At 48.8% G+C, this 12,241-nt stretch carries 13 protein-coding genes; all 13 read right to left on the bottom strand.

Features of this window, described 5'->3' with window-relative positions; all coding sequences use genetic code 11:
• Positions 1–52: 52 nt before the first annotated feature.
• The 13 genes from GOM71_RS10510 to trmFO all read right to left on the bottom strand — a co-directional run bounded on the left by GOM71_RS10510 (position 53) and on the right by trmFO (position 12,163).
• Positions 53–970 (bottom strand): MotE family protein, encoded by a 918-nt coding sequence (locus GOM71_RS10510; protein WP_367649547.1) that lies wholly within the window; start codon positions 968–970, stop codon positions 53–55.
• A 27-nt stretch (positions 971–997) separates the two neighbouring features.
• A complete protein-coding gene (gene fliJ / locus GOM71_RS10505) occupies positions 998–1,450 on the bottom strand; it encodes a flagellar export protein FliJ (RefSeq protein WP_483311034.1) in 453 nt (150 codons plus the stop codon).
• 7 nt (positions 1,451–1,457) lie between these two features.
• A complete protein-coding gene (gene fliI, locus GOM71_RS10500) occupies positions 1,458–2,783 on the bottom strand; it encodes a flagellar protein export ATPase FliI (RefSeq protein ID WP_156280713.1) in 1,326 nt (441 codons plus the stop codon).
• Positions 2,770–3,615 carry a FliH/SctL family protein gene (locus GOM71_RS10495; RefSeq protein WP_156280712.1) on the bottom strand — a complete coding sequence of 282 codons (846 nt, stop codon included), beginning with the start codon at positions 3,613–3,615 and terminating at the stop codon, positions 2,770–2,772. Before GOM71_RS10495 ends, fliI begins: the two co-directional genes overlap by 14 nt.
• Positions 3,608–4,621 carry a flagellar motor switch protein FliG gene (gene fliG, locus GOM71_RS10490; protein WP_156280710.1) on the bottom strand — a complete coding sequence of 338 codons (1,014 nt, stop codon included), beginning with the start codon at positions 4,619–4,621 and terminating at the stop codon, positions 3,608–3,610. Before fliG ends, GOM71_RS10495 begins: the two co-directional genes overlap by 8 nt.
• Before the next feature lie 11 nt (positions 4,622–4,632).
• Positions 4,633–6,201 carry a flagellar basal-body MS-ring/collar protein FliF gene (gene fliF, locus GOM71_RS10485; RefSeq protein ID WP_367649546.1) on the bottom strand — a complete coding sequence of 523 codons (1,569 nt, stop codon included), beginning with the start codon at positions 6,199–6,201 and terminating at the stop codon, positions 4,633–4,635.
• Positions 6,202–6,242: 41 nt separating this feature from the next.
• Positions 6,243–6,551 carry a flagellar hook-basal body complex protein FliE gene (gene fliE, locus GOM71_RS10480; RefSeq protein WP_156280708.1) on the bottom strand — a complete coding sequence of 103 codons (309 nt, stop codon included), beginning with the start codon at positions 6,549–6,551 and terminating at the stop codon, positions 6,243–6,245.
• 24 nt (positions 6,552–6,575) lie between these two features.
• Positions 6,576–7,028 carry a flagellar basal body rod protein FlgC gene (gene flgC, locus GOM71_RS10475; RefSeq protein WP_156280706.1) on the bottom strand — a complete coding sequence of 151 codons (453 nt, stop codon included), beginning with the start codon at positions 7,026–7,028 and terminating at the stop codon, positions 6,576–6,578.
• 2 nt (positions 7,029–7,030) lie between these two features.
• Positions 7,031–7,447, bottom strand: a complete 417-nt coding sequence (gene flgB / locus GOM71_RS10470; protein WP_156280703.1) for a flagellar basal body rod protein FlgB — start codon at positions 7,445–7,447, stop codon at positions 7,031–7,033.
• A gap of 349 nt (positions 7,448–7,796) precedes the next feature.
• Complete coding sequence (codY, locus tag GOM71_RS10465; protein ID WP_156280700.1) at positions 7,797–8,567, bottom strand: GTP-sensing pleiotropic transcriptional regulator CodY; 771 nt, start codon at positions 8,565–8,567, stop codon at positions 7,797–7,799.
• Between the two features lie 34 nt (positions 8,568–8,601).
• A complete protein-coding gene (gene hslU / locus GOM71_RS10460; RefSeq protein ID WP_156280698.1) occupies positions 8,602–10,002 on the bottom strand; it encodes an ATP-dependent protease ATPase subunit HslU in 1,401 nt (466 codons plus the stop codon).
• A gap of 16 nt (positions 10,003–10,018) precedes the next feature.
• Positions 10,019–10,567 (bottom strand): ATP-dependent protease subunit HslV, encoded by a 549-nt coding sequence (gene hslV / locus GOM71_RS10455; protein WP_156280696.1) that lies wholly within the window; start codon positions 10,565–10,567, stop codon positions 10,019–10,021.
• Between the two features lie 258 nt (positions 10,568–10,825).
• Positions 10,826–12,163, bottom strand: a complete 1,338-nt coding sequence (gene trmFO / locus GOM71_RS10450; RefSeq protein WP_156280693.1) for an FADH(2)-oxidizing methylenetetrahydrofolate--tRNA-(uracil(54)-C(5))-methyltransferase TrmFO — start codon at positions 12,161–12,163, stop codon at positions 10,826–10,828.
• Between the last annotated feature and the right edge of the window lie 78 nt (positions 12,164–12,241).

The raw sequence follows: 12,241 nt of genomic DNA, 5'->3' as shown, positions 1-12,241 counted from the left end.
CAGGATCTTAAGTCACAACATATTCTAACTAACAATTTCATAATGAAGCCGCTTAATTGCCTGTCATGAGCTTCGACACAAGCTGTGCAGTCAGCTTATCGTTGATCGCCGACATTTCGCCTACGATTGACGAACGTGTCGTATCGTTTACTGCGTTCAAAATGCGAAGCACTTTGCTCGGACTAATGTCTGACATTGTAAGTAGAAGCTCCGCCGCATTTTTCGGGTCCATAGCCGAGAATGTAGCGCTCAGTTGGTCCGAATCGAGCGATGCGGACTGTTGCTTCGTCGCAGTTGCTTCTTGCGCTTTTTTCAGCTGTGCTTGCAATGCGGCAATTTGGCGATCTTTAGCCGATACCGTATCTTTAAGCATCACCGTTGCATCTGCTGCCGTTTGCGGGTTCATTTTTTCCAAAATGCGAACCCGATCGTCCGGCCGCATCGCTTCAAGCACGAGGACCATATCCTCAATCGTCATGCTCTCCAGAATAGGCGCCGCCTTGCTTGGCGTAATTTTGCCGTACATCGCGGCAAGCTCTTGAATTTTAGCTTGATATTGCTCATCCTCAAGCGCCTTTTTCGAGTTCGCCGCATTCAGCTGCTCAATTTCCGTTTCCAAGCTTTTTATCTCCTGCTCCTGCATGGTTTTGAGCTGCGCGGTTTGTGCCAGTTCGCTTTCCTTCTCCGTCAGCTGCGCCTGCAGGTCGGCAATTTTGCGTCCCATATTCTCCGACTTCAGCTCCGAATCTTTCGACCCTGCCGACTCTTCCCGAGCTTCAGGAATAACTTCTTTGAGTACTGGAATCGAATTGCCAAGCTTCAATGCGGAATTGCGCATATCTGCGTTAAACAGCACATACAGCACGCCTAACAAAACGATTACAAACAGCACTGGAGTCATAAAAAACAGAAATCGTTCAAAACCGCTGTAGCCTTCTTTCTCCAAATCCGCATTCGCCAATTGAATCACTCCCTCTAGCCTAGCGTGCAGCTTCCGCTACGTAGCCGATGCGATATAGCGAACGGTCGCTATTTCATCGAGCTCGTTCTGCTCTTTTAACTGCGTCGCATACCGGAACCGCTCATGCGCATGCTCCTTCGCCTTCATCCATACCTTCTCGTCCTTCATCCGATCAGCCAGCTCAGAACGGCTATTATCCACCTTCTGCTGCGCACGCCGAATGTCTCGCAGCTTGTTCTCAATACAACAGTCTAAATACTCTAAATAATGTTGAACGAGCTGCAATTCCGACAACGATACGGACAATAAAGCCGATTCTTGCTGTTTCTCTTCCCACTCGAATCGCTTCTGACGCAGTTCGGAGAGCGACAGCTCCTCAACCTGCAAAGCTCCGATCGCGGAAGAGAGAAGCCATTCGGCCTGAGTCTTTTCGCTTGTCTTCAAATCGACGATCTTTTGATACGAATACCGAAAGGATGCCATTGCCATTTACGGTTCATCTCCTGTAAAAGTCGCTCATTAAACGGTCTTGCGCCTCTGTGAGACTTACTTTTTCGCTCGTTCTCTGCCTCGTAAATTGATGAATAGCTTCGATATTTTCGATCGCCAAATCAATTTCTGCATTCGAACCGCTTTGGTACGCCCCAATATTGATGAGGTCTTCCGAATCTTTATAAATTGATAACAGCCGTTTTAATTGATTGGCTGCATCTTGCTGTTCTTCCGTTACAATTTCCTTCATGACCCGGCTTACGGAAGCCAACACGTCGATGGCAGGAAAATGTCCCTTGTTAGCAAGATGCCGGCTTAATACGATATGCCCGTCCAATATGCCGCGGACTGCGTCTGCGATTGGCTCATTCATATCATCGCCGTCTACAAGAACGGTATAGAACGCGGTAATCGATCCTGTCGGACCGGTTCCCGCCCGTTCAAGCAGTTTCGGCAAGGTTGCAAAAACAGAAGGCGTATAGCCTCTGGTTGCCGGAGGTTCGCCGATAGCAAGCCCGACCTCGCGCTGCGCCATCGCAAATCGCGTGACAGAATCCATCATGAGCATGACGTTCATGCCGCGATCGCGAAAATATTCAGCGATTGACGTCGCGAGCAAAGCGCCCTTAATTCGAATAAGCGCCGGCTGATCGGATGTCGCGACTACGACGACGGATCTGGCGAGCCCTTCCGGTCCGAGATCCTTCTCGATAAACTCGAGCACCTCTCGACCGCGTTCACCAATTAGCGCAATTACGTTTACATCCGCTGAGGTGTTGCGCGCAATCATGCCGAGCAGCGTACTTTTGCCTACGCCCGAGCCTGCGAAGATGCCTACGCGCTGGCCTTGACCGACAGTAAGCAAACCATCAATCGCTCGTACACCGATACTTAGCGGTTCCGTTACCCTAGGACGCTTGAGCGGATTGCCAGGCTCGTTATGAGTCGAATAGTGCTGCATCCGGCTTGGCAGGAATGATCCGTCAAGCGGCTGACCAAGTCCGTCTAGCACTTTGCCTAGCAGTTCAGATCCGACTTGAACCGTCAGCGGTTTGCCTGTGCCGACAACATCGCAACCCGGGCTTATCGCATGAAGATCTCCTAGCGGCATTAGAATAACTTTATTGTCGCGAAATCCAACGACTTCCGCTTTAATCGGCTTTGCGCCTTTCGACGAGTAGATGTAACACACATCGCCGATGCTTGCGTCCGGACCTTCCGACTCGACCGTCAATCCAATAACCTGTGTAACTTTTCCGTTCACACGGACTGGATCGATTGGAGTCAAATGTTCAATATACTTGGAAGCATCCAGCTTAATCGCGCTCATCAATTATCCCTCGATCCTCATCGCTTTGGTGAGCAAGCTGGATGAGCTCGCGTTTAATTTCCGAAAGCTGCGTGTCGATTCGAGCGTCTATGCTGCCGAATGCAGAGCGTATGACACAGCCAAAATCGCGTACTGTAGCGTCGGGCAAAATTTGCAGTTCAGCTTGCGAGTCGATTACGAGATTAAGTTCTTCTCGTGCTGCTTGCACAAAAGCCAATTGGCTTGGGGCAACACAAAGCGCAATAACGCCTTGTTCTCTGCGACGAGATAAAGATTTGCGGATGAGTTCAAGAGCAATTTCCGGAGCTGATTCAAGTTGGCGGCCAATAACCTTTTCCGCTATCGCACAGCTTAATTCGACAAGGAACGGTTCTGCTTCTTGAATGATTTGCTCCCGCATTTCATAGCCGGACTTTAGTATGGCGCTAGCTTCAACAAGCTTTTGTTCCCATTGCTGGTGCAATTCGGCCTGTGCTTGTTCGCTGCCTTCCATGAAGCCTTGCTTGTATCCGTCTTCGCGAGAAACTTGGGCCATTTGCTCATCTTCAAGCCTTTTCTCAAGCCACCAGGCATCAATTTGCGCTTCTGTATCGGCGATCATTTGCTCGCATTGTTTCCCGGCTTCACGAAGCCGTTCCTCCGCAAATGACTGAGCGTCATTCAAAATTTGCTCGCGGAGCGAAATCGTTTCTTCGTCAGGACCCGCAGGTTCTTCCGGGACCAGCTGTGCTTGATCGAACTCAGCAGCAGGCGGCGCATATTGGTTTTGCCGGAGCAGCTCTTTTATTTGCTCGAGCGAGATAACGCTATTCGATTTAATTAAATTAGACAATGATATCGTCTCCTCCGCCGCGAGCTATAATAATCTCGCCGGATTCTTCCAGTCTGCGAATAGTAGCGACGATACGAGTTTGGGCTTCTTCCACATCCCGCAAACGGACAGGACCCATAAACTCCATTTCTTCCTTGAACGTTTCGACCATCCGCTTCGACATGTTGCGGAAAATCGCTTCGCGAACTTCTTCGCTCGCCACTTTAAGCGCAAGCTGAAGGTCGGAGGTCTCGATATCGCGAATGATACGCTGAATCGAACGGTTGTCGATGTTGACGATATCTTCGAATACAAACATCCGTTTTTTAATTTCTTCGGCTAGTTCAGGATCTTGAATTTCGAGCGCATCGAGAATGGTGCGTTCTGTACCGCGGTCGACGCCGTTCAAAATTTGAACGATCGAATCGATGCCGCCGGCGTTCGTATAATCCTGAGTAACTGTAGCCGAAAGCTTTTGCTCCAGGACTCGCTCTACTTGACCGATAACTTCAGGTGAAGTACTGTCCATCAGCGCAATTCTGCGTGCAACATCTGCTTGCTTCTCTTGCGGAAGCGACGAAAGAATGTGCGAGGATTGCTCCGATTGCAAATAGGACAGGACGAGCGCGATCGTTTGCGAATTTTCATTTTGGATAAAGTTCAAAATCTGCGTCGGTTCAGCTTTGCGTGCAAAGTCGAACGGTCTTACTTGCAGCGTAGCTGTCAGACGGCTGATCACTTCACTTGCTTTCTGCTCGCCAAGCGCTTTTTCCAAGATGTCCTTCGCATACGTAATGCCGCCTTGCGTAATGTATTCCTGAGCCAAGCAAATTTGATGAAATTCGCTTATGATCGTTTCTCTTTCACTGCTATCGATTTTTCGGACATTGGCGATTTCCAGCGTAAGCTGTTCAATCTCCTCTTCCCGCAAATGTTTAAAAATTTGTGCCGACACTTCAGGCCCTAGCGTAATTAGAAGGATAGCAGCCTTCTGCCTGCCGGTTAAACCGTTTGACAATTTCGCCATCTGATCCACCTCTATTCATCCACAAGCCAGGTGCGAAGAAGGTTAACGAATTCTTCAGGCTTGCGTTTGGCCAGTGTTTCCAGATTTTTACGAGCTTGACTGTCTTGCGTGGCATCAAAATCCAGAGATGGATACTCGACTTTGACCGGTGTATCCATAACCAGCTGCTGTTCGACTGCCTGTTGTTTTCTTCTTCGAACAAGCATGACGGCAAGTGCGCCGATTATGGCAAGTGCCGCTGCGCCAATACCGATCGTCCAACCTGTGGACAACCCGCTTGTTGCGCCGTTTCCGCCATTTTCCGCAAAAGCTTGGGCAATGACTGAAACCTTTTTATTCATCAGCACGTCATCATTAACATCTTGACCGGAATCAGCAAGCTGCGCCCGTACGAGTGATGTCAAATATGTAGTAACGCTGGCTAGCGATTGCTCGTTCAACTTGCCTTCCTCAACGCCGATGCTAATCGACAGATCTTTAAGCGTGAACGGAGCGGATTCAATCAAGTTGTTGATGCGGTTGTAATCATAATTAATAGCGCTGGTGCTTTGCTCCGATTCGGAGTTGCCGTTCGATTGAGCGGCTGTGTAGCCAGGCACGTCGGTTTCACCCGTTCCGGCCACTCCGCCGGCTTGAGCGCTTCCGTTTGTCGAGCTGCTGTTGCTCGACTCTTCGCTAAGTATAATGCCGTTGTTGTTGTTGTTCTCCAGCGGCCTAACCAGCTGCTCTTCCGACTTTTTCTTATCGAAATTAAAGCTGCTCGCTACGCTGATGACAAGATTCTCGCCTACGAGCGGACCAAGAAACTGCTGAATGTTCTTTTTCAATTCCAATTCGTATTTGCGCTGAATTTGGAACTGGTCGTCAGCCGCGTCTGTTGCACCTGCTCCAATGCCGCCGGCTTCAGTTGAAACGAGTTCGCCTTGCGGACTGGAAATCGTAATGTTTTCAACCGCCAATTTCGGCACTGCCGTTTTTACCAGATTGTAGTAGCCGTCCACTTCTTTTTGCGAAGGGCGGTAACCGGAAGTGAATTTCAACATGATGGAAGCCGATGCTCTCTCCGCCTCTTCAGGACTTAGAAATACGGTCTCTTCCGGCAGATTGATCAATACGTTGGAGCTTTCGACGCCTTGCATGCCGTTCAGCAACTGCTGAACCTCGCCGTTTAACGCATTCAAATATTTAACATTGAATTCGTTCTCCGTTCCGCCAAATGGCGAGGAGCCTTCCGAGAATGCCTCAAAGCCCATCGAGCCGTTCTGGACAAGTCCTTGCGAGCCGACATCGACTTTGATTCGAGAAGCGACTGCGCTTGGAACGGAAATGCTTTTTCCGTTATTGCTCAGTTCGTATGAAATGCCGCTGCTGTCCAAATAATTCATAATTGCAGCTGCATCCGTTGTATCTAGATTTTGAAAAGCGAGCTCATAATCGGTCCTTGTGAATATGTACGTCAGCAGTATGATGGACAAAAGCAGTACACCAATCGATGCCCCCAGCCCAATTTTTTGTTTTTTGCCCATTTGACTCCAAAATTGCTTGAGCCTTTGCGTAGCTTGGGCGATTCTTTCGTTCACATTGTCACCTCACCCAAATATTTGCTAGGTATGTATTACAGCTATACTTGCATCCGCATAATCTCTTGATATGCTTCAATCACTTTGTTACGGACTTGCGCGGTAAGCTGCAGGCTAAGCTGTGCTTGTTCGGATGCGATGAGCACTTGCGAAACGTCAACCTCGCCGATCAGAAACTTATCATTCATCGTATGTACATTCTTTTCTTGCGCGCTTACGCCATCTATGGCTTGCTGCAAATATTGCCCGAATGACTGCGTCAATTCTGCAGGCGTTGCTTGCTTAGATTGGGAAGCTTCCAACAGCTTGGAAACAGGCTGGGCCTGGCTGAGCTGAAGCGACTGAATCATGTTAGCACCTCCGCGAATTTAGTTTTATTTACCGATTTCAAGGGCTTTCATAAACATCGCCTTTGAAGCGTTGAGCGCCGTGACGTTGGCCTCGTAAGAACGAGTGGCCGAAATCATATCTACCATTTCCTTTGCGATATCTACGTTGGGCATATTCACATAGCCGTTTGCATCGGCATCGGGATGAGTCGGATTGTAGACCAGTTTCGTAGGTGTCTGATCCTCGATTACGCGAGCTGCAACCACGCCTTTCGAACTACTGGAGCCATTTATATGGCCATTCAGCACATCCGCGAAAGTTTGCTGCGTTTGCGGCTCGACCACGACCATCTTCCTTTTGTACGGGACGAATTGCCCATTCACAATCGAAGCTCTAGTCGTTTCCGCGTTTGCTACGTTTGAAGATATAACGTCCATCCTGAGCCGCTGCGCGGTTAGCGCCGATGCGCTTGCATCAAAACTGCTCGATATTTTCAAGACTAAGCTCTCCCTTCAATTCCGATTCGCATCATTTTCGCGTCATGATTGATTTGTTGAATATAGAAGTTATAGCTTAATTGGTTTTTAGCCAGCAGCGCCATTTCTCTCTCAATGTCGACATTGTTGCCATTATTATTCATCGTAGTCGCCGAATCTGTCGAAATCTGCGTTGTCGAAGCCGCAGCGGAAGTCTTGCCGATATGCAAGTGCCTTTCATTGTTTCGAAGTCCTACCAGCTTTCTCTCCGGTTGTTGACCCATTTGCTGTTCCAGCAGTTCCTCGAATAACACTTCAGACCGTTTAAAGTTTGGAGTATCGGCATTTGCGATGTTATTTGCCAGCACGCCTTGCCGCATTTCTGCTGCATGAACTGCGCTTTCCAACCGCTGAAAAGATGCGCCGCTTAACAATTTCATGTAGTAATCACCACTTTCGAGTTGAAGATATGAGAAAAACTCCTATCGGAGTATTTCGACGATGTTCGACCGCGTTTATGCGGATGTTTTTATCGCCAATCAGAATCATCTCCTTTAAGCTTTATCGCTGTAAACCGCTTAATTATTCTGATGTGGTTAAATAGGTATTCAACAGATTAAGCATCATTCCTGCTTCTTCGACACATAATTATGAAAAAAATGAGACGTAGGTGTCGAGATTTGCCGACAAGATAATATTCAACAATTACCTAATTTATTACAATAAGAAAAAAGCCCTATCTTTAATAATAGATAGGGCTTAGATGGGAACAACGTCCCATTCTTCGTATTAAGCTTTTATTTTCTCTAATTCCTGGAGCAATTGTTGATTCAAAATTCGGATGTAAGTGCCTTTCATGCCAAGCGACCGTGTCTCGATTACGCCTGCGCTTTCCAGTTTGCGCAAAGCGTTTACGATTACCGAACGCGTAATGCCGACTCTGTCCGCAATCTTCGAAGCGACTAGCAAGCCTTCCTTGCCCTCCAGCTCCTCAAAGATATGCTCCACTGCCTCCAATTCGCTAAACGACAGCGAACCGACAGCAACCGATACGACCGCGCGGCTCCGCACTTCCTGCTCCACTTCATCGGCACGTTCACGCAATATTTCCATGCCGACAATAGTTGATCCATATTCCGCAAGAACAAGGTCATCATCGTCGAAATGTCCGCTATGCCGCGTCAGAACCAACGTTCCAAGCCGATCTCCCCCGCCTGTAATCGGAACAACGGTCATAATTTCCTGCTGGCCAAGAGCAGGAAACGCTTCGTATACGCCTGCATCAGGCGATACGTTCGTTACCGATTCCTGCATGTCCAAAAAAAGAACGTTGCTCGCTTGCGGAAAACGAAGCTCTTCGACCGACATGGAACGAAGCGAATCATGATCAAACGCATTGACCGCCGCGCAGCCAAGCACTTTGCCTTTGCGGCTGACGACAAATACGTTCGTTTGAATCGTGCTGCTTAGCACTTCAGCCATCTCTCGGAAATTAACCGCTTTGCCGGCCGCTCGCTGGAGCAGCCGGTTTAGCGTTCTTGTTTTTGTAAGTAAAGTCATGCTACTGCCTCCCAAAACTCATACCAAATGCCAACTACAATATATATTGACTCAAATCGCGATTTTGCGCAATGCCTCCGACTTTCTCGCGAACATATTCGGGAGTAATCGTCATCTGATCAAGCGTGATGTCTGGAGCCTCAAACGAGAGATCCTCCAGCAGCTTCTCCAGAATCGTATGCAGCCTGCGAGCGCCAATATTTTCGGTGTTGCGGTTGACGTCCGCCGCGATTGAAGCAATTTCCTTTATCGCATCGTCCGAAAATTCAATCGCAATACCCTCTGTTTGCAGCAATGCCGCATACTGCTTCGTCAACGCATTTTTAGGCTCTTTCAAAATGCTGACAAAGTCGTCCAAGCTGAGCGAAGTCAGCTCGACACGAATCGGAAAACGCCCTTGAAGTTCCGGAATCAAATCCGAAGGCTTTGAAACGTGGAATGCGCCTGCAGCGATGAACAAAATGTAGTCCGTTTTGACCGGACCGTATTTTGTCATGACCGTAGAGCCCTCAACGATCGGCAAGATGTCGCGCTGCACGCCCTCTCGGGATACATCCGGACCCGAACCGCGCGAAGGACTTGCGATTTTGTCGATTTCATCAATAAAAATAATACCAGACTGTTCGGCTCTCGTCACCGACTCCGCGATAACTTCATCCATATTGATCAATTTGTTCGCTTCTTCTTGAATCAATATTTTGCGCGCTTCTTTGATCGGCAGCTTCCGCTTCTTCGTTTTCTTTGGCAGAAGCTGGCCAAACAGTTCCTGCATATTCATGCCCATGCCTTCAGGTCCTTGACCGCCCAGCATGTCGAGCATATTCGGAGTCGCGTCCTCCACTTCGACTTCAACGACTTCGTTTTCAAGCTTGCCAGCAGCCAAATCTTCTTTCGCCTGCGAACGTTTCGTAATGATCGTCTGATCCTGCTCCGGTTCTTCTACCGGCTCTTTCGTTTGGCTTTGATTGCCAAAAAGCATTTCAAACGGATTTTTGCCCGCCTTTTCCTTTTGTTTAGACGGAACTAACAACGAAACAAGACGTTCATTCGCCTGCTTCTCCGCTTTGTCTTTGACTTGCTCTGTGCGTTCCGCCTTTACCATTCGAATCGCAGTTTCAATCAAATCCCTGACCATCGATTCTACGTCGCGGCCGACATAGCCGACCTCGGTAAATTTCGTCGCTTCCAGCTTGACGAACGGCGCTTTGACAAGCTTCGCCAGCCTGCGGGCAATTTCCGTTTTGCCGACGCCAGTCGGTCCAATCATCAATATATTTTTCGGTACGATTTCATCGCGAAGATTTTCATCCAGCTTGCTTCTCCGATAACGGTTGCGCAGCGCGATCGCTACGGAGCGCTTTGCCAGCTTCTGACCAACGATATATTTATCCAGCTCGGCAACAATCTGACGGGGTGTCAACGCTTCATTCGTCATCTTAATCTCCTCCGCTCTATGAACCGATTTCTTCAACAATAATATTGTGATTCGTATATACGCAAATATCAGCTGCCACTTCTAATGAGGCCAAAGCCATTTCCTTCGCCGTCATTTGCGGCGCATGCTTTTGCAGCGCTCTCGCTGCCGACAGCGCATAATTGCCGCCAGAGCCGATTGCCAGAATGCCGTCATCCGGTTCGATAATTTCACCGTTGCCGGAAATTAGCAGCAGTCCAGTCTGGTCCATCACCAGCATGAGCGCTTCCAGCTTGCGCAAAATGCGATCCGAACGCCAATCTTTGGCCAGTTCTACCGCTGCGCGCTGCAAGTTGCCGTGATGCTCCTCCAGCTTAGCTTCAAACTTCTCGAACAATGTAATAGCGTCGGCAACGGAGCCAGCGAAACCGGCGATAACCTGTCCTCGGTACAGCCTGCGTACCTTTTTCGCTTTATTTTTCATCACGACGCTGTTGCCGAATGTTACCTGTCCGTCGCCAGCGATGGCGCCTTTCCCGTTATGCCGTACGGCGCATATCGTCGTTGCATGAAATTCCATTTCCATTCTCCGCACCTCCATCGACTATCGAAAGCCTCACGAATGATGAATTGTTTCAGATGTATCGGACACTACGAGAATGATTGGACTTCCGGTCGCTGTTGTTTTCCGATTTTTTATTGAATACCTCCAAAGTGGTAAAAATCCGAATACTAAGGCGAACGCTCCGCTCCTCCAGCTCAATCATTCTCTCCGTGCCTCATCCTCAATTCTTTGTTTCATGCGTTTATCTTTCTAGCCATTTTCATATTGATGACCAACAGTTTACTTTACGGCTAAATGATCGAAATGTTCCCGTTTAAATTGTTCAATTCCTTCCAGCGCGCGATTCGCAATCGCTTCGTTCTTCTCTTTCTTGTTGCGAATGCGGTTCTCAAGCGGCGGGAAAAGCCCGAAGTTCGCGTTCATCGGCTGAAAATGTTTAAAATCTGCCGTCGTTATATAATTCGCCATGCTTCCAAGCGTTGTGTCCGCAGGAAGAACAAGCGGTTCCAGTCCGCGTGCAAGACGGCCCGCATTAAAGCCGGCAATCAGGCCGGACGCTGCGGATTCCACATAACCTTCCACGCCAGTCATTTGGCCGGCAAAAAACAGATTTTCACGGTTTTTCAGCTGGTATGTCGACTTAAGCATGCTCGGCGAGTTAATGAACGTGTTCCGGTGCATAACGCCATAACGGACAAACTCAGCATTTTCAAGACCCGGGATGAGCGAGAATACGCGTTTCTGTTCGCCCCACTTCAAATGCGTCTGGAAGCCAACCATGTTATAGAGCGTGCCTGCAGCATTGTCTTGGCGCAGCTGGATAACAGCATGCGGCAGTTTCCCTGTATGCGGATTGACGAGGCCGACAGGTTTCATCGGGCCGAACAATACCGTCTGCTTGCCGCGGCTTGCCATAACCTCGATCGGCATGCAGCCCTCGAAGTACACTTCCTTCTCGAATTCTTTAAGTTCCGCTTTTTCTGCGGTCGTCAGCGCTTCATGGAAAATATTAAATTCTTCTTCTGTCATCGGACAGTTTAAGTATGCGGCTTCGCCTTTATCATAACGGGACGCAAGATAAACTTTGCTCATATCGATCGAGTCTTTCTCGATGATCGGAGCAGCTGCGTCATAGAAATAAAAATATTCTTCGCCAAGCAGTTCGCGAATTTGCTGCGAAAGTGACGGCGAAGTCAGCGGGCCCGTTGCAATAACGACAATACCGTCTTGCGGAATTTCTTTCACTTCTTCATTGCGCACTTCTACAAGCGGATGCTCATGAAGCAAGCGGGTTACTTCGCCAGAGAAGCCGTCGCGATCAACAGCTAGCGCGCCGCCCGCCGGCACCGCATTACGGTCAGCGCTGCCAAGAATAAGCGAATCCAAACGGCGCATTTCTTCTTTCAGCACGCCGACTGCATTCGCAAGACCGTTGGCGCGAAGGCTGTTGCTGCAAACGAGTTCGGCAAAATTATTCGTATGATGAGCCGGCGTTTTCGTCTCCGGACGCATCTCATAGAGAACGACTGGAACCCCTTGCGCTGCAATTTGCCAAGCAGCCTCGCTGCCTGCCAGGCCTGCTCCGATTACTGTAACTTTCTGTTGTTGTTGCGACAATGTTAGTACCTCCAATATTGGGATGAAACGTTATTCTTTGCTGGATTGATGCATTTTCACTGTTAAACCGCGATAAAA

It is taken from the genome of Paenibacillus sp. NEAU-GSW1 (genome assembly GCF_009737085.1).
In the GTDB taxonomy this organism is placed as follows: Bacteria; Bacillota; Bacilli; order Paenibacillales; family Paenibacillaceae; genus Pristimantibacillus.
This window is presented reverse-complemented; position numbering and strand designations above follow the sequence as displayed.

What these genes read in the sequence shown, in the direction of transcription:
- fliJ (WP_483311034.1), bottom strand. Translation starts at nt 1,450, where the DNA reads ATGGCAATGGCATCCTTTCGGTATTCGTATCAAAAGATCGTCGATTTG.
- fliI (WP_156280713.1), bottom strand. Translation starts at nt 2,783, where the DNA reads ATGAGCGCGATTAAGCTGGATGCTTCCAAGTATATTGAACATTTGACT.
- fliG (WP_156280710.1), bottom strand. Translation starts at nt 4,621, where the DNA reads ATGGCGAAATTGTCAAACGGTTTAACCGGCAGGCAGAAGGCTGCTATC.
- fliE (WP_156280708.1), bottom strand. Translation starts at nt 6,551, where the DNA reads ATGATTCAGTCGCTTCAGCTCAGCCAGGCCCAGCCTGTTTCCAAGCTG.
- flgB (WP_156280703.1), bottom strand. Translation starts at nt 7,447, where the DNA reads ATGAAATTGTTAAGCGGCGCATCTTTTCAGCGGTTGGAAAGCGCAGTT.
- codY (WP_156280700.1), bottom strand. Translation starts at nt 8,567, where the DNA reads ATGACTTTACTTACAAAAACAAGAACGCTAAACCGGCTGCTCCAGCGA.
- hslU (WP_156280698.1), bottom strand. Translation starts at nt 10,002, where the DNA reads ATGACGAATGAAGCGTTGACACCCCGTCAGATTGTTGCCGAGCTGGAT.
- hslV (WP_156280696.1), bottom strand. Translation starts at nt 10,567, where the DNA reads ATGGAAATGGAATTTCATGCAACGACGATATGCGCCGTACGGCATAAC.